Below are 23,879 nucleotides of genomic sequence, written 5' to 3' on the forward strand. Positions count from 1 at the left end.
CGTGAGCTCAACCAATGTTGGCCAGAAGCCAAAGATGGCTTCCTCGAATAGGCCTTATACATAGATGCAACCGGGTAGCAGTGTTTGAAAAGCAGGTAGACAGTGGGGGCGAGTCCATACATAGGAGCGAGCCTGCTCGCGAAGGCGGCGGGGCAGTCGACTCAATTTTAGAAGTCGCACAGTAATCTCGAACATTTCCCAAACCCATAAAAAAACCCGGCATAAAAGCCGGGTTTTTTGTCTGGCATCGATCTTAAGCGGTGAAGGTTTTGCCTTCGAACTGCTCAGCCACGAATTTCCAGTTGACCAGGTTCCAGAACGCTTCGACGTATTTCGGACGAAGGTTGCGGTAGTCGATGTAGTAGGCGTGTTCCCAGACGTCGCAGGTCAGCAGCGGGGTGTCGCCGTTGGTCAGCGGGTTGCCGGCGCCGATGGTGCTGGCCAGGGCCAGGGAACCGTCAGCCTTTTTCACCAGCCAGCCCCAACCGGAACCGAAGGTACCGATGGATGTCTTGCTGAATTCTTCCTTGAACTTGTCGAACGAACCGAACGCAGCGTTGATGGCATCAGCCAGCGCGCCGGTTGGTTGACCGCCGGCGTTTGGCGCCAGGCAGTTCCAGTAGAAGGTGTGGTTCCAGACCTGAGCGGCGTTGTTGAAGATACCGCCGGAGGAAGATTTAACGATTTCTTCCAGAGTCTTGCCTTCGAACTCGGTGCCTGGCACCAGGTTGTTCAGGTTCACGACGTAGGTGTTGTGGTGCTTGTCGTGGTGGTATTCCAGAGTTTCCTTGGAAATGTGCGGCTGCAGGGCGTCGTGTGCGTAAGGCAGCGGCGGCAATTCGAAAGCCATGATGATTCTCCTAATCAGGTCAGTTGCGGTGAGCGCAAGGCCGATCACGGGCGGCCAGACAAGCGCCGGGGAGTTTGTACTCTTTGCGGCGCAGGGAATCGGATCATAGCACCGGGGTTGCCGCATAACCACGCAACAACTGTGTGGAATAGAGGTTCAAGGGGATGCCCTCACTAAATGGCGCGACCGTCATTTAGTGAGGGCATCCCCTTAGCCTTTTGGAATAATCAGGGGGCAACGATTAATTGAAAGGCCACTGCAAACATCATCACCGCGACCAGCAGATCGAGAATCCGCCAGGTGCTCGGCCGCGCGAGCCAGGGTGCCAGCCACGCCGCGCCCAACGCCAAGGTGAAGAACCACAGCAACGACGCACTCGCCGCGCCCACGACATAAGCACCAGGTTCGGTTTGTTGCGCACCGAGGGAGCCGATCAGCAAAACCGTGTCCAGATAAACGTGCGGGTTAAGCAGTGTCACCGCCAACGCACTGAGCATGACGGCGCGCAGTGAGCGAACGGTTTGGTTTTCTCCCTGTTGCAGGCTCTGTTTCGAGCAGGCGCGGCGCAATGCCTGGCTGCCATACCAAATCAGAAACACCGCGCCGCCCCAGCGGGCAACCGCCAGCAATGTCGGGTTTTGCGCGAGCACGGTCGCCAGACCGAACACGCCCGCGGCGACCAACAGTGCATCGCACGTCACGCACAATGCCGCCACCGGCAGGTGATGTTCACGCCGAAGACTTTGCGCCAGCACAAACGCATTCTGCGTGCCGATCGCCATGATCAGCCCGGCGGCCACTAGCAGGCCGTTCACATAGCTTTGCCACATAAGGTTTACTCCGCGTTGGCTGCAAGGTCGCGCAGCACTTGCACTGCACGTTCGGCGTCGGCCTGACCGACAAACAGGTGATCGTGGTAGTAACCGGCGATCACATTGCAGCTGATGCCGGCCTTGCCTAACGCGGTGGCGAAGGCGGCGGTCAGACCGACGGCTTCCAGCGCCGAGTGAACATTCAAGGTGATCCAGGCCGCGACGTAGTCGAAGCTGAAACCGGCTTGTTCGGCGTGGGTACGTTCCAGAATGACGGTCAGACCTTCCTGCTCGCGAAAGCTGCCGACGATCTCGAGGCCCGCCGGCAGCTTGCCGTCGCGCAGGGTGCAGAACACGTATTCGCCGGCGTTGAGTTGCGGGCTCATGCAGCGCAGCAGGGTTGCCAATGATGTTTCGCCAGCCATGTCGGTGTTCCTTGTTCAAGAGATCTTGATGGGCATTCTCTGCTGCTAACCTGTATAAGAAAAACCAATCATGCTGATCGCTCATTAGGAAAACTGATGTTCGACTATAAATTACTCTCTGCCCTGGCCGCCGTGGTCGAGCAGGCCGGTTTCGAACGGGCCGCGCAGGTGCTCGGCTTGTCGCAATCGGCGATCTCCCAGCGGATTAAGCTGCTGGAGGCGCGGGTCGGCCAACCAGTATTGGTTCGGGTCACACCGCCCACCCCGACGGAAATCGGTCGGCGCCTGCTTAACCATGTGCAGCAGGTGCGTTTGTTGGAGCGCGACTTACAGTCCCTGGTGCCGGCGCTGGATGAAGAAGGCCTGCCGGAGCGCCTGCGCATCGCATTGAATGCCGACAGCCTGGCCACGTGGTGGGCGCAAGCGGTGGGCGATTTTTGTGCCGAACAACACCTGCTGCTGGATCTGGTGGTCGAAGACCAGACCGTCGGCCTCAAACGCATGCGTGCCGGCGAAGTGGCGGCGTGTGTCTGCGCCAGTGAGCGCCCGGTGGCCGGGGCCCGCAGCGTTCTGCTGGGGGCCATGCGTTATCGGGCGTTGGCCAGCCCGGCGTTCATCGCGCGCCATTTTCCGGAAGGCGTTCGCGCCGACCGATTGGCGAAAACCCCGGCGCTGGTCTTTGGCCCGGATGATTTCCTACAGCATCGCTACCTTGCTTCGCTGGGTGTGGATGGCGGTTTCGAACACCATTTATGCCCCTCGTCTGAAGGCTTCATTCGCTTGACCGAGGCCGGTCTCGGTTGGGGGCTGGTCCCGGAATTACAGGTGCGCGAGCAACTGGAACGCGGTGTATTGAGGGAGCTTTTGCCAGATAAGCCCATCGACGTGCCGCTGTACTGGCATCATTGGCGCAATGGCGGTCAACTTCTGGGGTTGTTGACCGATCAATTGGTGCGTTCGTCGAAGCAATGGCTGGTGCCGTTGGATTGACGGACAGCGTCAAGACCTCTCGAAATACGCAAAACGAAAGACATCGGAGCACTACATGAAAATTCTGGTCACCGGCGCAAGCGGCTTCATCGGCGGACGTTTTGCGCGTTTCGCCCTGGAGCAGGGCCTGGACGTGCGGGTCAACGGTCGCCGGGCCGAAAGCGTCGAACACCTGGTGCGCCGTGGCGCGGAGTTTATTCAGGGCGACTTGAGCGACCCGGAACTGGCGCGCGACCTGTGTTCAGACGTCGAAGCCGTGGTCCATTGCGCGGGGGCGGTGGGGCTGTGGGGGCGCTATCAGGACTTTCATCAAGGCAACGTCCAGGTCACCGAAAACGTGGTTGAGGCTTGTTTGAAGCAGCGCGTTCGTCGGTTGGTGCACTTGTCCTCGCCGTCGATCTACTTCGATGGCCGCGATCACTTGGGGTTGACCGAAGAACAGGTGCCCAAGCGTTTCAAACATCCCTACGCGGCGACCAAATTTCTGGCCGAGCAAAAGGTCTTCGGCGCCCAGGAATTCGGCCTCGAAGTCCTGGCACTGCGCCCGCGTTTCGTCACGGGCGCGGGTGACATGAGCATTTTTCCGCGATTGCTGAAAATGCAGCGCAAAGGACGCTTGGCAATCATCGGTAATGGCCTGAACAAGGTCGATTTCACCAGCGTGCAAAACCTCAACGAAGCTTTGCTCAGCAGTTTGCTCGCCAGCGGCTCGGCCTTAGGCAAGGCCTACAACATCAGCAATGGAACGCCGATTCCATTGTGGGATGTAGTCAATTACGTCATGCGCAACATGGAAGTCCCACAAGTGACGCGCCACCGTTCCTACGGTTTGGGCTACACCGTTGCGTCGCTCAACGAAGGGGTGTGCAAACTGTGGCCGGGGCGTCCCGAGCCGACCTTGTCGCGCCTGGGCATGCAGGTCATGAACAAAAACTTCACCCTGGACATCAGCCGCGCCCGGCATTATCTGGACTACGATCCGAAAGTCAGCCTCTGGGCCGCCCTCGATGAATTTTGCAGTTGGTGGAAGGCTCAGGACATCCGCTGACGTGACAACCCCGCCTGCCAGCACTGAACCGAGTTGGGTGTAGAGAGTCAATCGGTGCGGCAGTGGGGGTTATACTCGCCGCATAAAGCCATCACCGCGTTCCACAAAGGTTGACTCAATGTCCATGCGTAACGATGCCAACGACGATTTCGAGAATGTACCTAGCCTGCGTGCTGACAGCCTCGACGATGATGATTTTCCGCCCACCGTTCGTACCCGCGTGCATTCGCGGCCGGCGCCGGCGGTCCAAGTCAAAAGCGCCAGCACCGGCCCGCTCTGGGCATTGGTCGGCGCGTTGTTTATTGCGTTTGCCGGCCTTGCCTGGTGGAGTTTTCAGCAGATCTCGCTGATGGAACAACAACTGGTAGCGACCCAGGAAAGTTTCGCGCGTATCAGTGAAGAAGCGGCGGGGCGTTTGCAGGACATTTCCGGCAAGGTCGTCGCCAGCCAGACCAACGTCACTAGTGACAGCGAAGCGTTGAAACTGCAAATCAAGGACCTGGAGACCAAACTGCTGGATCAAGGCAAACAGCAGCAAGGCGTTGTCGGTCAGGCCTCCGATCTGGACAAGCGTCTGGCACAGATGACGGCACAAACCAGCGATCTGGATAAGCGTCTGGCGCAACTCACCGCCCAGGACACCGAGCACCAGACGGCCAATACGCAATTGCAGGTTCAGGTCAAAGCCTTGAGCGCTGAGTTGACCGCCCTGAAAAGCGCACCGGACGACAGCAGCAAATTCGACGCTCAGCTCAAAAGCCTCGGGGCCGACATTGTCGCGCTGAAAAAACAAGGCAATCCAAGCGCCGCTATCGAGCGTCTGGAGCAAGAGATGATTGTGCTCAAAAGCGAGCAGGACAACCGCCCGGCCGCTTCGCAAGGCGCCACCAATACCGCCGAGTTCGACGCGTTCCGCGGCCAGGTCACCCGCAACATCAACACCCTGCAGGCGCAGATCCAGAATCTGCAGCAGCAGCTGCGCGCCCGGGGGCAATAGCCTGGCCGATCAACACCTGTAAGGTTGAGGATAAGCATGTCTACCTGAAAAAGGTCGGGCATTTTCTGGTGGCTGTCGGGTATTACAGCCCTTGATTTTCAGTGACTGATAAACTGCTTTCGCGAGCAGGCTCGCTCCCACAGGATTTCCTGTCGTATACAAATGCTGTGATCACTGGAGATCCACTGTGGGAGCGAGCCTGCTCGCGATGGCCGCAACTCGGTGCAACTACCGGACCTTATCCTCCCGCCCCCGCAACAACATATTCGGCATCGCAACCGCTGCCGCCAGCCCCAGCAGCGACACCGCCGCACTCACCATCAGCAAATGCCTGAAAGTCAGCAACAACTCGGCGCGCAAGGCGTTTTGGGCCTCCCCCGGTGCGGCGTTCAAGCCGTCGAGCAAGACATTGCCCGAACTGCCCTCGGCAATCAGCGACGAACCGGCGATGTGGGCAAAGCTGGAGTCCTGCAACAATGCCAGCAGCAGCGCCGACATCAACGCCACCCCCACCGCTCCGCCCAGCGAGCGAAACAGGTTGGTGGTGCTGGTGGCGACACCGATATCACGCTGTTCCACCGAGTTCTGCGTGCCAACCAATGACGTCGGGAATTGCATGCCGCTGGCGATCCCGCATAACAACATAAACAGGCTACTGAGCCAAAAAGTCTGCGGTGGGCTGAACGCCATGCCCAGAATCGCGATCGGCATCAGCGCTGCACCGGTCAGGATCATCGGTTTGTAGCGGCCGGTCACCGAGGTCCGGCGTCCGGCAAAGTACGCGCCGATCGGCAAACCCATCGCCAACGGCAACAGGTGCAGCGCAGCGCTGTCGGCCCCGGCACCAGTGACACTCTGGAAGCGCAGCGGCATCAGCACGATCAGCGAGATCGCCTGGAAGCTGGTGAAGAAAATCGTGCACCAGCACAGGATCGCATTGCGATTGGCGAACAAATGCATCGGCAGCAACGGTTCCCGCGCTCGGCGTTCATGCCAGACGAACACCCCAAGCACCAGCACCGCACAGGCAAACAGTCCCAGCACTTCGGCGCTGCGCCACGAATGACCTTGGCCGACTTGAGTGATGCCCAGCAACAACGCGGTCAATCCGATGATCATCAGCAAGGTGCCGAGGTAGTCGATGATCGGCTTGCGCTGCGGCACCGGCAGCCCGACCAGTGTGCGATTGGCCACCAGCCAAGCCCCAACGCCCAGCGGCAGATTGATCAAAAACACCCAACGCCAGGACAAGTACTCGGTCATGTAGCCGCCAAGCACCGGGCCCGCCACGCTGGCCACGGCGTACATGCTGCTGAAATAGCCTTGATAGCGCCCGCGCTCCCGGGGCGGGACGATGTCACCGATGATCGCCTGACTGACCGAAATCATCCCGCCCGCGCCGATGCCTTGAATGATCCGCGCAAGGACCAATTGCTCCATGCTCTGGGCCATGCCGCAGAACAACGAAGCGAGGGTGAACAGCCCCATACCGAACAGCATCAGCTTGCGACGGCCATACAAATCGCCGAGCTTGCCGTAGATCGGCACCGCCACTGTCATCGCCACCATGTACCCGGAAATCACCCAGGCCAGCAGGCTGACATCCTTGAACTGGGCGGAAATCGCTGGCATCGAGACGGCGACGATGGTCTGGTCCAGCGCCCCGAGAAAGATCGCCAGCATCAGGGCGATCAGCACGCTGCGAATGGCCGGTTTGGGCGTGTCAGGCTGGTTGAGATTGGTCACGGTAAAACCTGTGGGCAGTGATGGACCCGCCAGGAGCGAGGCGAGCGGTAATGCTCGCCAGTGTAAGTCGGTAGCTAGCTATTCGATAGCCTCGTATGGAAGCCCAACGTAATTTTCTGCGATGGTTTTTCGACCGGCTTCGGAGCAGACAAAGTAGTCCAGCTCCGACTCGCTGATCCGCTGACTGAAAGCGTCATGGTCATCGAATCGGTGCAGCATCGACGTCATCCACCAGGAAAAACGCTCGGCTTTCCACACCCGGCGCAGGCAGATTTCGGAGTATTTCTCCAGCAAATCCACGCGTCCTTCCCGATATACCTTCAACAGAATATTGAACAACGTGCTGACGTCACTGGCGGCCAGGTTCAGGCCTTTGGCGCCGGTGGGTGGGACGATGTGCGCCGCGTCGCCGACCAGGAACATCCGCCCGAACTGCATCGGTTCGACCACAAAACTGCGCAACGGCGCGATGCTTTTTTCGATGGACGGGCCTGTGACCAACGACGCTGCCAACGCTTGCGGCAGACGCGATTTCAGCTCATCCCAGAAACGCTGATCAGACCAGTCCTGCACCTGATCCTCGGCCGGTACCTGGAGGTAATAACGGGTGCGGGTTGCCGAGCGCATGCTGCACAACGCAAAACCGCGCTCGTGGCGGGCGTAAACCAGCTCTTCGTGCACCGGCGGCGTGTCGGCAAGAATGCCGAGCCAGCCAAACGGATAGACCCGCTCGAAGACCTTGAGGCAGTCGTCCGGGATCGATTGGCGCGCCACGCCATGGAATCCATCGCACCCGGCGATGTAGTCGCAATCGAGGCGATACGTCTCGCCATCCTTCTCAAATGTCACAAAAGGTTCTGCGGTTTTCATCCCGTGCGGTACGACGTTGCTGGCGTTGTAAATCGTCTGCGCACCGGCCTCCCGACGAGCGGCCATCAGGTCGCGGGTAACCTCGGTCTGGCCATACACCACCACGGTTTTGCCGCCGGTCAATGCGTGCAGATCGATGTGCACCTGGCGACCGTCGAGCGCCAGTTCGAAGCCGTTGTGCACCAGCCCTTCGGCATCCATGCGCTGACCCACCCCGGCCTGACGCAACAGCTCTACCATGCCTTGTTCAAGGACGCCGGCACGGATTCGCCCGAGCACATAATCCGGGGTCTGGCGTTCAAGAATGAGGGTGTCGATGCCGGCGTTGTGCAGCAACTGACCGAGCAGTAAACCGGAGGGGCCAGCGCCAATGATGGCAATTTGGGTCTTCAGTGTTTTCATTGTTTTTAAGACTCGCAAGCTCCACGCGGCCACGGCCGGTGAATTATTTTTATGGATCGAGTGCTTGCATTTTTCCCTTGCGAGTCTGTCAATTGAAGGTGAAAACTGAGCGGATACCTGTACATTCTGCCAATCGGTGCGATTATCGCCCGTAACCCACGAGGCCTGGATTGAAGTGATGAACAAGCCTGACCTGCCTTCGATTCCAGTGTTCAAGCTCTATGGTGAAAGCCTGGACTGGCCAACCCCGGACTTGTTGCACTGCGAAACCATTTCCAAACGCAGCCGCGAACACCAGTGGGAAATCAAACCCCACCGCCACGCCGATTTGTGCCAGTTACTCTTCGTCTTCAAAGGTCAGGCAGAGCTTGAAATCGAAGGGAAACGCACGCAACTGACTGAGCCGGCGATCCTGATCCTGCCGCCGTTGTCGGTGCATGGTTATCGGTTTACCGAGGACGTCGAAGGGTTTGTATTGACCCTGGCCGCGCCGCTGGTTGCCCATTTGCAGGCGCAACTGGGCAACTCGGTGAATGCGCTGGCCCAGCCCGAAAGCTACCCGGCGGGCAAGGACGGCGACTACCTCAACAGCCTGTTTTCAGCACTGCAAGACGAATACACCGGTCACCAGCCGGCGCGTGAAATGCTCATGCATTCACTGGTCAGCGTGATCATGGTCTGGGTCAGCCGGCAGGTGATCACTCGCCGCAACGCGAGCCAGCGTCCGCAGCGCGCCCGGGAATACCTCAACGGGTTTATTCAACTGGTGGAAGAGACGTATCGCCAGCACGTCAAGGTCGAAGACCTGGCGCATCGGCTGGGGATTTCCGTGTCCCACCTCAACGGCACCTGCCGTGAGTTGGCGGGACAACCGGCGTTGCAGATCATGCACGAGCGGCAATTGCTGGAGGCCAAGCGTTTGCTGACCTACACCAGCATGACCATTTACGAAATGTCCGACGTGTTGGGATTTTCCGATCCGACCAACTTCACGCGCCTGTTCCGGCGTCGAGTGGGGATTTCGCCCAAGGCGTTTCGCGACCGTTTGAAGGCCGATCAGGACAACGAGGCCTGATCCCCTTCGTCACCGCAGGGCGTTGAGGGTCGCGTTGTGGGGGATGCAGCGCTCGAAGTTGCAGCTCGCAAACTCGCGGGGCAGTAGACGCGCTTGCTCGACCCGCCAGGCCGCGGTGCCATACAGCGCCAGTGTCACCGCGCAGGTGATGAAGATGGTGAGGTACCTTCTCGTTTTGATGTTCATGGCGTTGACCTCTGAACAAAATACCCTCGGGTATTACTTTGAGCATAGGTCAGCGCCAGTGAGTTGCCATTAAAACAGGCATCGCCTGTACCCGATATTCAGAACACTGATGTGCCCCTTGTAGGAGCTGGCTTGCCAGCGAAAGCGGTTTGTCATCCAACATCTACGTTGATTGACCCACCGCCTTCGCTGGCAAGCCAGCTCCTACAGGGGATTGGTGTCGAACCCCATAGGCTGTGGCGCCCCCTATCAAACTGTAGGAGCTGGCTTGCCAGCGAAGGCGTCGTCACATCCAACATTGATGTTGGATGACAAACCGCTATCGCTGGCAAGCCAGGCTCCTACAGGGACGGTATTTACAGGCCTAGATCCCAATCCGGTTTTTGCGGGAACCTCAAAACGAGAAAATCCAGCAGGCTGCGCAGCGCCGCCGGCATGTGTTTGCGTGAGGCGTACACCGCGTAGATGTTCATTTGCCGGGGCTCGGCCTGGGGCAGCAGGCGGATCAGTTCGCCGCTGTGAATATGCACGCCCGCCTGATAGGTGGGCAGCATCGCCACCCCCGCGCCGGCCATCGCCGCGCGCAGCAACGTGCTGGCTTCGTTGGCGCTGATGTTGCCTTGTACCGGTACCGAGACCGGTTCGCCGTCCTCCTCGAAATGCCAAAGGCTTTTGCCGAAGTAGGAATGGGTCAGGCAGTTATGCCGGCTCAGATCCTCCACCCGCTGCGGCGTCGGATGTTCACGCAGGTAAGCGGGGGAGGCGCAGATCACCGAGCGACAGACCGTCAGCCGCCGGGCAATCAGGTTCGGGTCCAGGTCGTTGCTGGTGCGAATCGCCAGATCAATGCGTTCATCCACCAGGTTCACCGTGCGGTCGAGCATCTGCATGTCGATGCTGACGCCCGGGTATCGTTTGACGTAGGCCGCCATGGCGTCCGCCAGTTGTGCCTGACCAAACGAGGTGCTGACGCTGATTCGCAGTAATCCTCGTGGCGTATCGTCCGGCTCGCTGACGGCGGCTTGCATGTCCGTGGATAAGTCGAGCATCTGCCGACAGCGGGGCAGCATCTCGGTGCCGGCGGCTGTCAGGCTCAACTTGCGGGTCGTGCGGTGCATCAGCCGGGCGCCGAGCCAATCCTCCAACTCCGCCAGATAGCGCGACACCACCGGGCGTGACAGGTCCAACTGGTCAGCGGCGGCCGACTGGCTGCCGAGGTCGACCACCGTGACGAACACCCGCATTGCTTGTAGACGATCCATGATTTGCACGCTTTCAGAAACAAACTATGTTCCAGCATCGCATTTTTTGTACTGAGTCATGTAACTAAGCTCTGTCCCACCGTAGGAGCTGGCTTGCCAGCGAAGGTCGTCAACGATGACGCGTGCAGGATGGATGAACGCGGCGCGCTGGAATGCTTCGCTGGCAAGCCAGCTCCTACGAAGGGCGAACCGCATCGCCCATTTAAAGCCATGGGACAACGGAGCAACAGATGATCGGTTTCACCACTTTAAAGCGCATTTTACTGGCAGGCGCCACCCTCGGTTTCGCCGCCCATGCAGCAGCATCGACCCTGACGCTGGATGTCTACAACCCCGGCGACAAGGCGATCTTCCCGGTGACTTCGGTACTGGTCAGTGGCGAAAAGGAGGCGATCCTGGTGGATGCGCAGTTCGGCAAATCCCAGGCCGAACAGGTTGTCGAGAAAATCCGCGCCAGCGGCAAGCAACTGACCACTATCTACATCAGCCACGGGGACCCGGATTACTACTTCGGCCTCGACACCCTGACCGCTGCGTTCCCCAACGCCAAAGTGCTCGCCTCGCAGCCGACCGTGGACCACATCAAACACACCGTCGACGGCAAACTGGCGTTCTGGGGACCGAAAATGGGCACCGACGTACCGGCGAAAACCATCGTGCCCCAGGTACTCAAGGGCGACAGCCTGATGCTGGAAGGGCAGAAGTTGCAGGTGGTGGGACTAGAGGGGAAACAGCCGGATCGCACCTTTGTCTGGATTCCGTCGATCAAAGCGGTTGTCGGTGGGGTAGTCGTGGCAGAGAACATCCACGTCTGGATGGCCGACACGCAAACCCCGCAGTCTCACGCCGATTGGTTGACTACGCTGCACTCGATCGAAACCTTGAAACCGAACACCATCGTGCCGGGGCATTACCTCGGTGACAGCGCTCGCTCCCTGGCGGCCGTGCAGTTCACGGCGGATTACATCAAGGCCTTCGACGAGGAAACCGCCAAGGCCAAAGATTCCACCACACTGATCGCCGCGATGAAAAAACGCTTCCCGACACTGGGCGAAGAAAGTTCGCTGGAGCTCAGCGCCAAAGTCGCCAAGGGCGAGATGAAGTGGGGTGAATGATCGTTCCGCATGCACTAACTCACCTGAGCCAACTGGAGAATGTCATGAGCAAAATCGCAATCATCGGGGCCACCGGCCGTGCCGGCAGCCAACTGTTGGAAGAGGCGCTGCGTCGTGGTCACAGCGTCACCGCCATTGCCCGCGACACGTCGAAAATCGACCAGCGTGCCGGTGTGGTCAGCAAGAACGTCGATGCCCTGAATGCCGAAGCGTTGCAAGCAGCTGTTGCGGGTCATGACGTGGTAATCAGTGCCGCGCATTTCTCGACGCTTCCCGCCGCTGCCGTGATCGGACCGGTGAAAAAGGCCGGGGTGAAACGTCTGCTGGTGGTGGGTGGTGCCGGTTCGCTGTTGTTGCCGGATAGCACCCGCGTAATCGACAGCAAGGGCTTTCCCGAGGCGTACAAGGCCGAGGCGGGTGCCGGTGTTTTGTTCCTTGAGAACTTGCGTCAGGAAAACGAGCTGGACTGGACCTTCCTGTCGCCGTCGGCGGAGTTTGTCGAAGGTGAACGCACCGGCGTGTTCCGGATCGGCAAGGATGATTTGCTGGTGAGCAGTGCAGGGCGCAGCTGGATTACGTTTGCCGATTATGCGATTGCGATGATCGATGAAGTGGAAGTGCCAAAGCATTCCCGTCAGCGGTTTGCAGTCGGTTACTGATCCCCGCAACACCGCAAACTCTGTAGCAGCTGGCGAAGCCTGCGTCCGGCTGCGCAGCGGTCGTAAACCCTGTATCCACGGTTTTTCTGACATACCGCGGTGTATGGTTTTACGACTGCTGCGCAGCCGGACGCAGGCTTCGCCAGCTGCTACAAGGTTACGTTCAGCGTGCCTGAGCCTGTTCCACCAACCACCCCAACAATTCCTGCAACTTCGGCGAAGGTGCGGGCTTTTGCGGCAATACCAGGTAGTACGCCAACCCCGTCTTCACCTTCAGTTCAAACGGCATGACCAGCCGCCCGGCGCTCAAGTCATCGCCAATCAACGACCAGTCTCCGATCGCCACACCCGTCCCTTGGGACGCCATCGACATCGCCAGGTCCAGGGTTTCGAAGTGCTGACCCTTGCTGACATTGCTCAGGCGAACATTGGCCGTGGCCAGCCAGGCTTTCCAGTCCCGCTCATCACGGGTGGGATGCAGCAGCATGTGCTGCTCAAGATCTTCGGGTGTCAGCAACGGCACCGGACCTTCGAGCAACGGCTTGGAACAGACCGGTGTCAACTGCTCATCGAACAGGCGTTGAGACACCAATGCACTGTCCGGCGGCGCGCCGTACATCACCGCCGCATCGAACTGTTCGCGATGAAAATCCACGCCGTGCTTGACCGTGGTGGTCAGTTCCACCGGCACGTCCGGACGCTCCCGTTGCCACTGCAAAAGACGCGGCAACAGCCAGCGCATGACGCACGTCGGGGCCTTGAGTTGCAGGGTTTCGCGCTTCTGGCCGATCTGTTCGACCGCCTCGTCGATCAGCCCGAAAATCTGCTGAACCCGTGGCAGCCATTCGCGTCCTTCGGCCGTCAGATCGAGGCCGCGAGCCTGGCGGATAAACAGCTCATAACCCAGATGATCTTCCAGCCCGGCGATCTGTCGGCTTACCGCGCCTTGGGTGATGTGCAGCTGTTCGGCGGCCCGGGTGAAATTGCAGCACTGCGCGGTAATCAGAAAGCTGTACAGCGCCGGCAGGGGAGGCAGTCGTTTCATTGGGATCCAAGGTATGACGTGAGGACATGGCTAGTATGACTTTTTATCCATTGTTGCGGCTACGTGTCGCCCGTTCCAATGAGGCCATCCCTGGACCTGCCCACCCATCATAAACACTGCGCAGGCCCGGCGTCTCAAACGAACAAGAAGGGCAAAACACAATGGCGACGTGCGGCGAAGTATTGGTCAAGTTACTCGAAGATTACGGGGTCGAGCAGGTGTTCGGTATTCCCGGGGTTCACACCGTGGAGCTGTATCGCGGGCTGGCCCGTTCGAGCATCAACCACGTCACTCCGCGTCACGAACAGGGTGCCGGTTTCATGGCCGACGGTTATGCACGCACCAGCGGCAAACCGGGTGTGTGCTTCATCATCACCGGCCCAGGCATGACCAACATCACCACTGCGATGGGTCAGGCTTATGCCGATTCGATCCCGATGCTGGTGATCTCCAGCGTGCAATCGCGCAGCCAGTTGGGCGGCGGTCGCGGCAAGCTGCATGAACTGCCGAACCAGGGCGCATTGGTTGGCGGCGTGGCGGCGTTCTCCCACACCTTGATGTCGGCGTCCGAGTTGCCGGGCGTTCTGGCCCGTGCCTTTGCACTGTTTCAGGCCGGTCGTCCGCGTCCGGTGCACATCGAAATTCCGTTGGACGTGCTGGTTGAAGAAGCCGATGACCTGCTCAGCAGCGTACCGGTGAACATCGACCGCGCCGGTGCATCGCCGACTGCTGTTTCACGCATGACCCAATTGCTGGCCGGCGCCAAGCGTCCGCTGATTCTCGCCGGTGGCGGTGCCATCGATGCCGCCGCTGAACTGACTGAGCTGGCCGAACTGCTGGACGCGCCGGTGGCACTGACCATCAATGCCAAAGGCATGCTCGAATCCAGCCACCCGTTGCTGATCGGTTCGACTCAGAGCCTGGTCGCGACCCGTGCACTGGTGGCCGAAGCCGACGTGGTATTGGCGATCGGCACCGAGCTGGCCGAGACCGACTATGACGTCACCTTCGCCGGTGGTTTCGAGATCCCTGGCCAATTGCTGCGTGTGGACATCGACCCGGACCAGACCGTGCGCAACTATCCGCCGCACCTGGCGCTGGTGTCCGACTCGCGCAACGCCGCCCAGGCCTTGCTCAGTGCCCTGTCGCACGAGTCGCTGGCCGAACGCCGCAACGATTGGGGCCAGGTTCGTGCTGCCCGCTTGCGTGAAGAACTGGCCGGCACCTGGGATGCCCCGACACTGGCCCAGACGCGCTTCCTGGAAACGGTTCTGCACGAATTGCCAGATGCCGTGTTCGTCGGCGATTCGACCCAGCCTGTTTACACCGGCAACCTGACGTTCAACCCTGAGCGCCCGCGTCGCTGGTTCAACTCGTCCACCGGCTACGGCACCCTCGGTTACGCCTTGCCGGCCGCTATCGGCGCCTGGCTTGGCGGTCGTGTTGAAGGCGGTACACGTCCTCCGGTGGTGTGCCTGATCGGTGACGGCGGCCTGCAATTCACCCTGCCGGAACTGGCCAGTGCCGTAGAAGCGCGCACCCCGGTGATTGTGCTGCTGTGGAATAACCAGGGTTACGAAGAGATCAAGAAATACATGGTCAACCGCGCCATTGAGCCGGTCGGCGTGGACATCTACACCCCTGACTTCATCGGTGTGGCCAAGGCACTGGGTTGCGCGGCGCAAGCCATCTGCGGCGTCGAGCAATTGCGCACGGCGCTGCGTTCCGCGGCCGACCGTCAGGGCCCGACCCTGATTGAAATCGATCAGACCCAGTGGATGCAGGCGGTGTCGAAATGACGTTTCCTACGACGCTGGACGGTCTGTTCATCGATGGTCAATGGTCGGCCGGCAACGAACACCTGCGCGTAATCAACCCGGCGACCGAAGCCCTGTTGACCACGGTCAATGGCGGCGATGCACTGGCCGTCGATCACGCGGTGAGCGCGGCGACCAAGGCCTTCGCCGACTGGTCGAAAACCACCGGTGCCGAGCGTGGCGCGATCCTGCGAAAAATCGCTGCGGGCGTGCAGGCTGGTCGTGAGCAACTGATGCATTTGCAGTCGAGCAACAACGGCAAGCCGTTGTTCGAAGCGGCCATTGATGTCGATGACGTGATCGCCACCTTCGAGTATTACGCCGGTCTGGCCGAAGGACTCGACGCTAAACAAGACAGCGCCGTTGAATTGCCGAGCGAAGATTTCAGCGCTCGTCTGCGTCGCGAGCCTGCCGGTGTGGTCGGCCTGATCGTGCCGTGGAATTTCCCGATGGTCACCACCGCCTGGAAACTCGCCCCGGCCCTGGCCGCCGGTTGCTGCGTGGTACTCAAGCCTTCAGAGGTGACACCGCTGCCGGAGCTGGAACTGGCGGCAATCATCGCCAATGCAGGCTTGCCCGCCGGTGTTTTCAACCTGGTTTGCGGCACGGGCCTGGCGGTCGGTGCACCGCTGTCGGCGGATCCGCGCATCGCCAAGATTTCCTTCACCGGCAGTAACGCGGTGGGCGTGCAGGTCATGCAACGCGCGGCGGAAACCGTTAAAGGCGTGAGCCTGGAACTGGGCGGTAAATCGTCGTTGCTGGTGCTGGCCGACGCCGATGTCGACCTGGCGGTGGAAGTGGCCTGTGGCGGCGGTTTCTTCAACGCCGGGCAAATGTGTTCCGCCACCAGCCGCGTGCTGGTCGCCGATGAACTGGCCGATGAATTCCTGTTGCGTCTGAAGGCGCGCACCGAAGCTATTCGCGTGGCCGACCCGTTCGACCCTGCCGTGGAAATGGGCGCACTGGTCAATCAGGCGCAATACCAGCGTGTGCTGGGCCACATCGATCGTGGTTTGAGTGCTGGCGCCAAGTTGATTTGCGGCGGCAATCGTCCGGCAGACCTGCCGCACGGATATTTTTTGCAGCCGACGATCTTCACCGAAGTGCCCCTCGACAGTGCGCTGTGGTGTGAAGAGATTTTCGGCCCGGTGATCTGTGTGCGCAGTTTTGCTTCTGAAGCCGAGGCGATTGCCCTGGCCAACGACAGCCAGTTCGGCCTGGTGGCCAGCGTGGTCACGCGCAATGCCGAGGCTGCTGATCGGGTCGCCAACGCCTTGCAGGCGGGGCTGGTGTGGATCAACGCGCCGCAGGTGATCTTCCCGCAGACCGCCTGGGGTGGCTACAAACAGAGCAGCATCGGCCGCGAGTTGGGGCCGTGGGGCTTGCAGGCGTTCCAGGAAATCAAACACGTGATTCGGGCTGTCTGACGGCACGAAAAAGGTGAGCGCATGCCTCTTGTTGAGGCATGCGCTGGCGTCATGGCTTCAATGAGTTTTTATCGATAGTCAGGTGTTTTGCACGACCTCAGGATGAACCCGCCGGCGCAGCTAAAACCCCGTGAATACGGGGGTTTTAAGCTGAACAGGCCGCGCGGATGCAACGGTTGCGACCAGCCTCATACCTACAAAAACAAAGGGAGTCCGTAATGGGCGAGCATGATCTGAACAGACGTCAATTCATCAAAACCGTAGGCGTAGCCTCGGTGGCAGCAGCGGCCATGAGCATGCCGTTCATCAAGGCCAATGCCAGCGATACTCGCTTTGCGGGCAAAACCCTGCGTTTGCTGACCTGGTCCGATGACACCGGTCTGGCAGCCCTGCGCAACATCGCTGCGACCTTCGAAGACAAGTACGGCTGCAAGGTCATCGCTGACCGCACCGGCAGTACCTCGGAAATGGTCGCCAAACTCAAGGCCGGCGGTGATCGTCCGCAGTACGACATCATCACCCTGGCAGGCGTCGGCGCCGAAGGTCTGGCCGCCGCCAACCTGCTGGAAAAACCCGACCTCAACCGCATTCCCAACCTGGTCGACGTACCCGAGAAATACCGCACCGGCGCCAATGGCCACGGTATCGGTTACCTCCTGTGGTGCAACAGCCTGGTCTACAGCACCCGCACCCAGAAAGAAGCGCCGACCAGCTATGCCGCCCTGTGGGATGCCGAGCAGTCGCCGAACATCTTCCTGCCACCGCCAAACTGGACCGAGGCCATGGACCTGATCATCATCGCCGCCAAACTGGCCGGTGGTGACGAGCACAACATTGAGCCGGGCTTCAAGAAACTCGCCGAGCTGAAAGACCGTGTGGTGACCCTGGGTGAAAACCCGAACCAGATCGCCGAGCTGTTCCGCACCGGTTCCCTGGACATGGGCGGCCTGTACGCGCCAGCGTTCTTCCCGAAACAGATCCGCGATCCGGCCTACGGCCTGGGCGCCACGTTCGGCATGAAGGAAGGTTTCTACACCGACCTGATGCTCTCCGTGATGCCGAAGAACCGTCCGGGCGACACCGACATGGCCTACGCCTTCATCAACCACTCTCTGGACCCTGTGGTGCAGGGCAAGATGGCTGAAGACATCTACAACGGCCCGGTCAACGCCAAGGCGATCATCTCCGCCGAAGCGCGCAAGAGCCCGTACATCCTCACGCCAGAGCAGATTGCCGAGAAGGCGATCATGCACGACAACGCCTTCCTGGCCACCGTGCATGACCAATGGATTCGTCGCTACACGGAAATCTTTTCTTCCTGATCGAGTGACGACCACAAGTCTTTAGAACACTGCAAAACCCTGTAGGAGCTGGCTTGCCAGCGAAGACGGTCTTCCTGTCGACAATGCTGTGACTGACAGATTGCTTTCGCGGGCAAGCCCGCTCCTACAAGGGGTCGATGTGGTTTCAAGACCTGTGTTTGTCAGCTGCTTTCCATTGACGAGACCCTTGCTATGGAACACCAACCTCTGACTCATCCGGTAAGTGTCGCCCCCGAGCGTACGCAACGGGGTGTTTCGCCGACGACCCGCGCCTGGTTTTTCCTGACGCCGTCGATGCTGTTTCTGGGTGTACTGATTGCCGCCAGCCTGCTGGTCCTGCGCATGAGCGTGGGCACCAAAGGCGCGGAATGGACCGGGTTCAGCCTGGCCAGTTACGCCCAATTGCTGGAACCGTATTACCTCAAATCCTTGCTGCTGACCCTGCGCCTGGCGCTGATCAGTGCTGTGATCGCCGTGGTACTGGCGATCCCTGTGGCCTACACCATGTCGCGCCTGACCTCGCCGTTCGTGCGCCGGATTTTCCTCGCCGCGGTGCTGTTGCCGTTGCTGGTCAACCTGCTGCTGCAAAGCTACGGCTGGCTGGTGATTCTCGGCCCGGGCGGCATGCTCAATCAGGCGCTGATGGGCCTTGGTCTGATCAAGCGCCCGATCATGCTGCTCTACAACCAGAACGGCGTACTGATGGGCCTGGTGCAAACCGCGTTCCCGTTGGCCGTATTGCCGATTGCCAGCGCCATGCGCGGCGTCGCCCGTACTTACGAAGAAGCCGCCGCGACCCTGGGTGCAAGTCGTTTGCAGGTGTTCCGTCAGGTGGTGCTGCCGATGAGCATGCCGGGGATTATTACCGGCGCGACGTTGGTGTTTGCCTACAACGCGAGCAGCTTCGTGGTGCCTTTGCTGCTGGGTGGCCGACGCGTGCCGATGCTGGCGGTGATGGTCCATGACCAGATCGCGCCGCTGATGAACTGGCCCGCCGCCTCCGCTGCCGGTGTGGTGCTGATTGTTACCACGCTGGCGATCATGACCTTGTCCGAATACATCACTGGCCGCCGTCGGCGCATGCTGGAGGCTTCGCAATGAGCACCCTGATCAAAAAGCGTTATGGACTGCTGCCGGGCGAAACCGGCAAGTTCGCCGGCATCCTCTCGGGCTTCATCTTGCTGCTGGCGGTGTTGCCGATCCTGACCATGATCGTGATGTCGTTCAGCGGTTCGTCGAACCTCGACTTCCCGCCGAGCAGCTACAGCCTACAATGGTACAAGGCCGCCTGGCACACCTTCGTTTCGCCAGACGCCAGCGATGTGCTGAGCCTGGGCAAAGCCATGACCACCAGTTTGATGGTGTCCTGCCTGACCATGGTTTTCGCCACGATCATCGCGGTGCCGGCCGCTTATGCGCTGACCCGTTGCGAGTTCCGTGGCAAAGCCGTGGCGCTGCAACTGATGTCGCTGCCACTGGTGTTTCCGATGGTGGTGTTGGGGCTGGCGTTGCTGCTGGTGTTCGACAGCCTGCCGTTCCAGATGACCACCTCGCGGCTGGTGATTGCCCACGTGATCCTGGCGTTGCCATTCGTGGTGAAAAACTGCACCGCGGCGATGCTGTCCATCGGCACCGAAGTCGAAGAGGCCGCGCAAATGCTCGGTGCTTCGCCGACCCGGGCGATTGTCGATGTGGTGGTGCCGTTGATGAAGTCGGGGATTCTGGCAGGCATGCTGCTGGCGTTCATCGTCTCGTTCAACGAATTCACCGTGACCTATTTCCTTTACACCATCGACGTCATGACCGTGCCGATCTGGATGTACAGCCGCACCGTGTCATCGCTCGACCCTACCGTTTTCTCGTTTGCCGTGCTGATCGTGCTGATCGACTTCGTCCTGATCTGGGCATTGGAGAAGCTGGTTGGTGAAGGTGGCGTTTCGTTCTGATTTCTTGAGGTGATTCATATGTCTGGTCTGATTTTGGAAAACGTCGAGAAACATTACGGCTCGGCCTGCGCGGTAAAGGATGTAAACCTGCATTTGCCGGAAGGCAAACTGGTGTGTTTCCTCGGCCCGTCGGGCTGCGGCAAAACCACGTTGCTGCGCATGATTGCCGGCCTTGAAACCCTGACCGGTGGCGAGATTCGCCTGGACGGTGAAGACATCGGCCACACCCCGGCGCATCAGCGTAATTTCGGCATGGTGTTTCAATCGCTGGCGCTGTTCCCGCACATGACGGTCGGGGAGAACATCGCCTATCCGTTGAAGCTGCGTGGCGTCAGCAAGGCTGACCAGCAGGCGCGGGTGGTGGAGTTGCTGGAGCTGATCCAGTTGCAGGAAATGATTGATCGCCCGGTGGCGAAGCTCTCCGGCGGTCAGCGTCAGCGCGTAGCGATTGCCCGAGCGATTGCTTCGCGACCAAAAATCCTCCTGCTGGATGAGCCGCTGTCGGCGCTGGACGCCAAGCTGCGCGAATCGATGCAGGTGGAAATCCGTCAGCTGCAACAACGCCTGAACATCACCACGATCATGGTGACCCACGATCAGCGTGAGGCGATGACCATGGCCGATATCGTCGTGGTACTGGGCGAGCACCGCGTGCAACAAGTCGGCACGCCGATTGAAATCTACCGGCATCCGGCTAACGAATTTGTCGCGGACTTTATCGGTTCCGGCAACATCTTCCCGGCCACGGCGTTGGGCAACGGCAAAGTCGGTTTGCCGGGTGGCGATGCACTGCAAGTGCCGATTTGCAGCAGCATTGTGGTCGGCGAGAAAGTGAAGATGCTGATTCGCCCGGAAGACCTGCAACTGTCGCACCCGCAGGCGACGGCGGGGAATCGCTTGCTGGGCAAGGTGACATTCGTGCGTGATATCGGCGCGACGATTGAAACCACCGTGGAGTGTTCCGGGGTGTCGTTTACCGCGCTGAGCACGCCGTGTCAGGGGTTTGGGTTGAACATTGGCAACCCGGTGTCGGTGACCTTGCCGGCTGAGGCTTGCCGCGTACTTGGCGCCTGATCCTGATTTGATGTTGGCCTTGCTGGCCCCATCGCGAGCAGGCTCGCTCCCACATTAGACCGAGTTGTTCATGAGAACGCGGTCAACTGTGGGAGCGAGCCTGCTCGCGATGAGGCCGGCAAAACCAACACAAACTCTGGATCAGACTGACAACCGCAACCGCGCCAAATCCCGGAGCGGCGGCGCCCCGAACAACCGGCTGTACTCACGGCTGAACTGTGAAGGGCTTTCATACCCCACCCGATACCCCGCCGCCGAAGCCTCCAATCCTTCGGCCAGCATCAACCGCCGCGCTTCCTGCAACCTCAGTTGCTTCTGGTACTGCAACGGACTCATCGCCGTCATCGCCTTGAACCGGTGATGCAACGTCGACACGCTCAGGTTCACTTCCTTCGCCAAATCATCGATACGCAGCGGTTGTTCATAGTTGCCGTTGAGCCACTTGATCGCCTGGCTGATGCGATGGCTCTGGCTGTTGGCGATTGCAATTTCATACAACCGATGACCCTGCGGGCTGCGCAACAACCTGTACAGAATCTCCCGACGAATCAGCGGCGCGAGCATGGCGATGTCTTTCGGCGTGTCCAGCAAACGCGCCAGACGCAGTACGGCGTCGAGCATGGCAGTGTCGATCCGCTCGACATACAAGCCGCGACCGGTGGGGCGGGTCGGCACGCCCAAGGGGCCGGCATCGGCAATCAGCGCGGTGATTTCCGCTGGGTCGATGTCCAGCCGCACCGCAAGGATCGGCGCCTCGGGCGAGACGTTCACCACTCGCCCGCTCAGCGGCATCGAAACCGACACCACCAGGTAATTCAGCGGATCGTAGTTGAAATGCTCATCGGCCAGCCGGACCTCTTTGCGCCCCTGCGCCATGATGCACAGCGCCGGTTGGGCGAGCCCTGGGGTAAATTCATGGGACTGGCTATGGCGTGACATGAAGAGCGAACCGACGGCCGTCGCATAATTGCCATCCTCTTGCGTATTGCGGCGGATGATCGCGGCCAGTTCTGCGCGCTGTTTCTCCATGTCGGCGTCCAGCGGGGCTTGAAAATGATCGAGCGACGACATGCAAGGCATCCTCGGTGGGGCGTGGGTTATGAGCCGAGCTTATGTTTGTGCAAGACGATGCGCTAGACACATCCTGCCTCAACCTTGCCTGATTCTGCACGGAGTGGATTAACGGTGCCTCTAGCGCTTGGCGGCCCAAGGAAGACTTGCTTGAAAGCCCAGTTTCTTTGGCGTGAAAGCGTGTTGCCGGGCATTACAGGTTTTTTGAGACGCCATGCAGGATTGTGCAACACCCCGGCAGGAATCGACTAACCGCGCTGGAATGTGCGCGCTTAACCTTGGATCCTGTCGCAGCCCGTCCCAAGGCTGCCACTCGAGTACCTGGGAGGGTTGAACATGTCTACACAGATCCCCGTCAGTCATATGGCTTTTGTCCGCGCCCGCACCGGGCGTTCGGTGGAACTCGGTGCGCGCCTGAGCGCCTTGATCGAGCCATCGCGCAATGCACCGGGTTGCCTGAGCTTTGCCCTGCAACATTCGCAATGCGATCCCGAGTTGTGGCTGGTGTCCGGTTTCTGGATGAACCAGCAGGCCATGACCGCGTATTTCAGCACCCCGGCGATGGAAGTGTTTGCCGAGTTGGTGCAGGACCTGGTGGTCAACAGCCTGGATTTTCATACCTTCAAGGAGGTATCGGCCGCCCAGGCGTTGGGTCAGACCCAGTCGTGGGTACACAAAATGGCGGGTTGAGGGTTTAATGAGGCCATTCTCAACCAGCCAGGATCCGCGATATGGCACGTAAAGCCTTTGATCACTTCGAAGCTGTTTCCGCTGTAGTACCGGGTGAGGGTGGTTACCACGCCGCCATCGCCGTCAAAGCCCTGGGTGGCGCGGGCGCTCCGCGTTTCCACAAAGTCCTTGAAGACCGGACCTTCAAGACGGCTCATGAGGCCGATGAAGCAGCCGCCAAAGAGCTGACCCGCCTCAAGGACGTCAAAGAAAACACCGATTTGCTTTGGTAATTATTTGTTCGCCACGGGGCGATACATCTTGAACAACGCCTCCGGCCCCAGCTGAAAGTAATCCGCTGGCCCACCGCCGCGCAGAATCGGTTCTGCCGCGGCGGTGTCGTAGACCCCATCCTTCAACAGCCATTTGGCGATATGCACGGCGACCACTTCGCCGAGAATCAGCCAGCTTGGCACCACATTCCCGTCCGCGCGCTGCAACTGAATGATCTGCGTGACCTTGCATTCGAAGGACACCGGGCTTTCGGCGACCCGTGGCACTTGAATGATTTTCGAAGGGGCGGGCGTCAATCCGGACAACTCGAATTCGTTGACCTCAGGACCGACCATCGCGCAGCTCTGGTTCATCTGCTCGGCCAATGGGCGAGTGGCGAGGTTCCAGGCGAACTCGCCGGTTTGCTCGATGTTGTTCAGGCTGTCTTTGCGCCCGACGCTTGCAAAACCAATGATCGGCGGAATGTAGTTGAACGCGTTGAAGAAGCTGTACGGCGCCAGGTTCAAGCGGCCGTTGGCATCCTGCGAGGAAATCCAGCCAATGGGGCGCGGGCCGACGATGGCATTGAACGGGTCGTGGGGCAGGCCGTGGCCGTTGGCGGGTTCGTAGAAGTGGATGTCGTCAGGCATGAAGGGATTCCTGGGCGGTGTGCGGATGGCGTTTATAGTGCAAGGATGACCCCATAATTTCCAGCGGCCGCAATCCCTGTAGGAGCCGGCTTGCTGGCGATGGTGTGTCAGCGACATGGGGTTGGCTGACACACCATCGCCAGCAAGC

General features: G+C 59.9%; 24 protein-coding genes. 14 read left to right on the forward strand and 10 right to left on the reverse strand.

Translation table 11 applies throughout. From position 1 onward, the window contains the following. Positions 1–253: 253 nt before the first annotated feature. The 3 genes from KGB06_RS24310 to KGB06_RS24320 all read right to left on the reverse strand — a co-directional run bounded on the left by KGB06_RS24310 (position 254) and on the right by KGB06_RS24320 (position 2,087). Positions 254–850 (reverse strand): superoxide dismutase, encoded by a 597-nt coding sequence (locus tag KGB06_RS24310; protein WP_095133215.1) that lies wholly within the window; start codon positions 848–850, stop codon positions 254–256. Positions 851–1,077: 227 nt separating this feature from the next. Next, the gene (locus KGB06_RS24315; RefSeq protein WP_109634398.1) at positions 1,078–1,680 is read right to left on the reverse strand and encodes a LysE/ArgO family amino acid transporter; all 603 of its coding nucleotides are present in this window, start codon (positions 1,678–1,680) and stop codon (positions 1,078–1,080) included. Between the two features lie 5 nt (positions 1,681–1,685). Beyond that, complete coding sequence (locus tag KGB06_RS24320; protein ID WP_223520284.1) at positions 1,686–2,087, reverse strand: ACT domain-containing protein; 402 nt, start codon at positions 2,085–2,087, stop codon at positions 1,686–1,688. Between the two features lie 96 nt (positions 2,088–2,183). Here KGB06_RS24320 and KGB06_RS24325 point away from each other — a divergent pair, with 96 nt between their 5' ends. The 3 genes from KGB06_RS24325 to KGB06_RS24335 all read left to right on the forward strand — a co-directional run bounded on the left by KGB06_RS24325 (position 2,184) and on the right by KGB06_RS24335 (position 5,122). Then, positions 2,184–3,077 (forward strand): LysR family transcriptional regulator ArgP, encoded by an 894-nt coding sequence (locus KGB06_RS24325; protein ID WP_223520286.1) that lies wholly within the window; start codon positions 2,184–2,186, stop codon positions 3,075–3,077. A gap of 55 nt (positions 3,078–3,132) precedes the next feature. After that, entirely contained in the window at positions 3,133–4,125 is a 993-nt protein-coding gene (locus KGB06_RS24330; protein WP_223520288.1) for an NAD-dependent epimerase/dehydratase family protein, read from the forward strand. Positions 4,126–4,243: 118 nt separating this feature from the next. Continuing rightward, positions 4,244–5,122, forward strand: a complete 879-nt coding sequence (locus tag KGB06_RS24335) for an ATPase (protein WP_223520290.1) — start codon at positions 4,244–4,246, stop codon at positions 5,120–5,122. Positions 5,123–5,350: 228 nt separating this feature from the next. Here the strand turns inward: KGB06_RS24335 and KGB06_RS24340 are convergent, their stop codons facing one another. Next, positions 5,351–6,868: an MDR family MFS transporter gene (locus KGB06_RS24340; RefSeq protein ID WP_223520292.1), complete on the reverse strand. Its 1,518-nt coding sequence runs from the start codon at positions 6,866–6,868 to the stop codon at positions 5,351–5,353. A 78-nt stretch (positions 6,869–6,946) separates the two neighbouring features. After that, positions 6,947–8,131: a 4-hydroxybenzoate 3-monooxygenase gene (gene pobA, locus KGB06_RS24345; protein ID WP_411741872.1), complete on the reverse strand. Its 1,185-nt coding sequence runs from the start codon at positions 8,129–8,131 to the stop codon at positions 6,947–6,949. 187 nt (positions 8,132–8,318) lie between these two features. Here pobA and KGB06_RS24350 point away from each other — a divergent pair, with 187 nt between their 5' ends. After that, the gene (locus KGB06_RS24350; protein WP_223520296.1) at positions 8,319–9,215 is read left to right on the forward strand and encodes a helix-turn-helix domain-containing protein; all 897 of its coding nucleotides are present in this window, start codon (positions 8,319–8,321) and stop codon (positions 9,213–9,215) included. Between the two features lie 9 nt (positions 9,216–9,224). On the opposite strand, the gene KGB06_RS24355 is transcribed toward KGB06_RS24350, so the two are convergent. After that, positions 9,225–9,401: a hypothetical protein gene (locus KGB06_RS24355; protein ID WP_223520297.1), complete on the reverse strand. Its 177-nt coding sequence runs from the start codon at positions 9,399–9,401 to the stop codon at positions 9,225–9,227. A 356-nt stretch (positions 9,402–9,757) separates the two neighbouring features. Further along, positions 9,758–10,663 carry a LysR family transcriptional regulator gene (locus tag KGB06_RS24360; protein ID WP_223520299.1) on the reverse strand — a complete coding sequence of 302 codons (906 nt, stop codon included), beginning with the start codon at positions 10,661–10,663 and terminating at the stop codon, positions 9,758–9,760. A gap of 230 nt (positions 10,664–10,893) precedes the next feature. Between KGB06_RS24360 and KGB06_RS24365 the strand changes: the two genes are divergently transcribed. Together KGB06_RS24365 and KGB06_RS24370 are read left to right on the forward strand one after the other, a co-directional pair. Beyond that, positions 10,894–11,778, forward strand: a complete 885-nt coding sequence (locus KGB06_RS24365) for an MBL fold metallo-hydrolase (protein ID WP_223520301.1) — start codon at positions 10,894–10,896, stop codon at positions 11,776–11,778. A gap of 44 nt (positions 11,779–11,822) precedes the next feature. Next, on the forward strand, positions 11,823–12,437 hold the full coding sequence (locus KGB06_RS24370) for an NAD(P)-dependent oxidoreductase (protein WP_223520303.1): 615 nt from the start codon (positions 11,823–11,825) through the stop codon (positions 12,435–12,437). Positions 12,438–12,600: 163 nt separating this feature from the next. Here KGB06_RS24370 and KGB06_RS24375 read toward each other — a convergent pair whose 3' ends face one another. Further along, positions 12,601–13,482, reverse strand: coding sequence for a LysR substrate-binding domain-containing protein (locus KGB06_RS24375; RefSeq protein ID WP_223520305.1), 882 nt, complete (start codon positions 13,480–13,482; stop codon positions 12,601–12,603). A 161-nt stretch (positions 13,483–13,643) separates the two neighbouring features. Between KGB06_RS24375 and KGB06_RS24380 the strand changes: the two genes are divergently transcribed. From KGB06_RS24380 to KGB06_RS24405, 6 genes are all read left to right on the forward strand, one after another. After that, positions 13,644–15,281 carry a 5-guanidino-2-oxopentanoate decarboxylase gene (locus tag KGB06_RS24380; protein ID WP_223520307.1) on the forward strand — a complete coding sequence of 546 codons (1,638 nt, stop codon included), beginning with the start codon at positions 13,644–13,646 and terminating at the stop codon, positions 15,279–15,281. Then, a complete protein-coding gene (locus tag KGB06_RS24385) occupies positions 15,278–16,726 on the forward strand; it encodes an aldehyde dehydrogenase family protein (protein WP_223520309.1) in 1,449 nt (482 codons plus the stop codon). The genes KGB06_RS24380 and KGB06_RS24385 overlap by 4 nt, the downstream gene beginning before the upstream one ends. 218 nt (positions 16,727–16,944) lie before the next feature. Further along, complete coding sequence (locus KGB06_RS24390) at positions 16,945–18,048, forward strand: extracellular solute-binding protein (RefSeq protein ID WP_223520310.1); 1,104 nt, start codon at positions 16,945–16,947, stop codon at positions 18,046–18,048. Positions 18,049–18,240: 192 nt separating this feature from the next. After that, positions 18,241–19,149 carry an ABC transporter permease gene (locus KGB06_RS24395; protein WP_223520312.1) on the forward strand — a complete coding sequence of 303 codons (909 nt, stop codon included), beginning with the start codon at positions 18,241–18,243 and terminating at the stop codon, positions 19,147–19,149. Further along, entirely contained in the window at positions 19,146–19,994 is an 849-nt protein-coding gene (locus KGB06_RS24400) for an ABC transporter permease (protein ID WP_223520314.1), read from the forward strand. Before KGB06_RS24395 ends, KGB06_RS24400 begins: the two co-directional genes overlap by 4 nt. Positions 19,995–20,012: 18 nt before the next feature. After that, positions 20,013–21,068 carry an ABC transporter ATP-binding protein gene (locus KGB06_RS24405; RefSeq protein WP_223520316.1) on the forward strand — a complete coding sequence of 352 codons (1,056 nt, stop codon included), beginning with the start codon at positions 20,013–20,015 and terminating at the stop codon, positions 21,066–21,068. 141 nt (positions 21,069–21,209) lie between these two features. Here the strand turns inward: KGB06_RS24405 and KGB06_RS24410 are convergent, their stop codons facing one another. Next, a complete protein-coding gene (locus tag KGB06_RS24410; protein WP_223520317.1) occupies positions 21,210–22,139 on the reverse strand; it encodes an AraC family transcriptional regulator in 930 nt (309 codons plus the stop codon). 336 nt (positions 22,140–22,475) lie between these two features. Between KGB06_RS24410 and KGB06_RS24415 the strand changes: the two genes are divergently transcribed. Both KGB06_RS24415 and KGB06_RS24420 read left to right on the forward strand, forming a co-directional pair. Continuing rightward, positions 22,476–22,829, forward strand: coding sequence for a putative quinol monooxygenase (locus KGB06_RS24415; RefSeq protein WP_223520319.1), 354 nt, complete (start codon positions 22,476–22,478; stop codon positions 22,827–22,829). A 41-nt stretch (positions 22,830–22,870) separates the two neighbouring features. Beyond that, on the forward strand, positions 22,871–23,101 hold the full coding sequence (locus KGB06_RS24420) for a hypothetical protein (protein WP_223520321.1): 231 nt from the start codon (positions 22,871–22,873) through the stop codon (positions 23,099–23,101). Here the strand turns inward: KGB06_RS24420 and KGB06_RS24425 are convergent, their stop codons facing one another. Further along, positions 23,102–23,731 (reverse strand): flavin reductase family protein, encoded by a 630-nt coding sequence (locus KGB06_RS24425; protein ID WP_223520323.1) that lies wholly within the window; start codon positions 23,729–23,731, stop codon positions 23,102–23,104. It lies immediately after the preceding gene. Positions 23,732–23,879: the final 148 nt, after the last annotated feature.

The organism is Pseudomonas sp. GL-B-19, assembly GCF_019956415.1.
Taxonomy (GTDB): Bacteria; Pseudomonadota; Gammaproteobacteria; order Pseudomonadales; family Pseudomonadaceae; genus Aquipseudomonas.

Coding starts and splice junctions, on each gene's coding strand:
- KGB06_RS24310 (WP_095133215.1), bottom strand. CDS start 850: ATGGCTTTCGAATTGCCGCCGCTGCCTTACGCACACGACGCCCTGCAG.
- KGB06_RS24315 (WP_109634398.1), bottom strand. CDS start 1,680: ATGTGGCAAAGCTATGTGAACGGCCTGCTAGTGGCCGCCGGGCTGATC.
- KGB06_RS24320 (WP_223520284.1), bottom strand. CDS start 2,087: ATGGCTGGCGAAACATCATTGGCAACCCTGCTGCGCTGCATGAGCCCG.
- KGB06_RS24325 (WP_223520286.1), top strand. CDS start 2,184: ATGTTCGACTATAAATTACTCTCTGCCCTGGCCGCCGTGGTCGAGCAG.
- KGB06_RS24330 (WP_223520288.1), top strand. CDS start 3,133: ATGAAAATTCTGGTCACCGGCGCAAGCGGCTTCATCGGCGGACGTTTT.
- KGB06_RS24335 (WP_223520290.1), top strand. CDS start 4,244: ATGTCCATGCGTAACGATGCCAACGACGATTTCGAGAATGTACCTAGC.
- KGB06_RS24350 (WP_223520296.1), top strand. CDS start 8,319: ATGAACAAGCCTGACCTGCCTTCGATTCCAGTGTTCAAGCTCTATGGT.
- KGB06_RS24355 (WP_223520297.1), bottom strand. CDS start 9,401: ATGAACATCAAAACGAGAAGGTACCTCACCATCTTCATCACCTGCGCG.
- KGB06_RS24360 (WP_223520299.1), bottom strand. CDS start 10,663: ATGGATCGTCTACAAGCAATGCGGGTGTTCGTCACGGTGGTCGACCTC.
- KGB06_RS24365 (WP_223520301.1), top strand. CDS start 10,894: ATGATCGGTTTCACCACTTTAAAGCGCATTTTACTGGCAGGCGCCACC.
- KGB06_RS24370 (WP_223520303.1), top strand. CDS start 11,823: ATGAGCAAAATCGCAATCATCGGGGCCACCGGCCGTGCCGGCAGCCAA.
- KGB06_RS24375 (WP_223520305.1), bottom strand. CDS start 13,482: ATGAAACGACTGCCTCCCCTGCCGGCGCTGTACAGCTTTCTGATTACC.
- KGB06_RS24380 (WP_223520307.1), top strand. CDS start 13,644: ATGGCGACGTGCGGCGAAGTATTGGTCAAGTTACTCGAAGATTACGGG.
- KGB06_RS24385 (WP_223520309.1), top strand. CDS start 15,278: ATGACGTTTCCTACGACGCTGGACGGTCTGTTCATCGATGGTCAATGG.
- KGB06_RS24390 (WP_223520310.1), top strand. CDS start 16,945: ATGGGCGAGCATGATCTGAACAGACGTCAATTCATCAAAACCGTAGGC.
- KGB06_RS24395 (WP_223520312.1), top strand. CDS start 18,241: ATGGAACACCAACCTCTGACTCATCCGGTAAGTGTCGCCCCCGAGCGT.
- KGB06_RS24400 (WP_223520314.1), top strand. CDS start 19,146: ATGAGCACCCTGATCAAAAAGCGTTATGGACTGCTGCCGGGCGAAACC.
- KGB06_RS24405 (WP_223520316.1), top strand. CDS start 20,013: ATGTCTGGTCTGATTTTGGAAAACGTCGAGAAACATTACGGCTCGGCC.
- KGB06_RS24410 (WP_223520317.1), bottom strand. CDS start 22,139: ATGTCGTCGCTCGATCATTTTCAAGCCCCGCTGGACGCCGACATGGAG.
- KGB06_RS24415 (WP_223520319.1), top strand. CDS start 22,476: ATGTCTACACAGATCCCCGTCAGTCATATGGCTTTTGTCCGCGCCCGC.
- KGB06_RS24420 (WP_223520321.1), top strand. CDS start 22,871: ATGGCACGTAAAGCCTTTGATCACTTCGAAGCTGTTTCCGCTGTAGTA.
- KGB06_RS24425 (WP_223520323.1), bottom strand. CDS start 23,731: ATGCCTGACGACATCCACTTCTACGAACCCGCCAACGGCCACGGCCTG.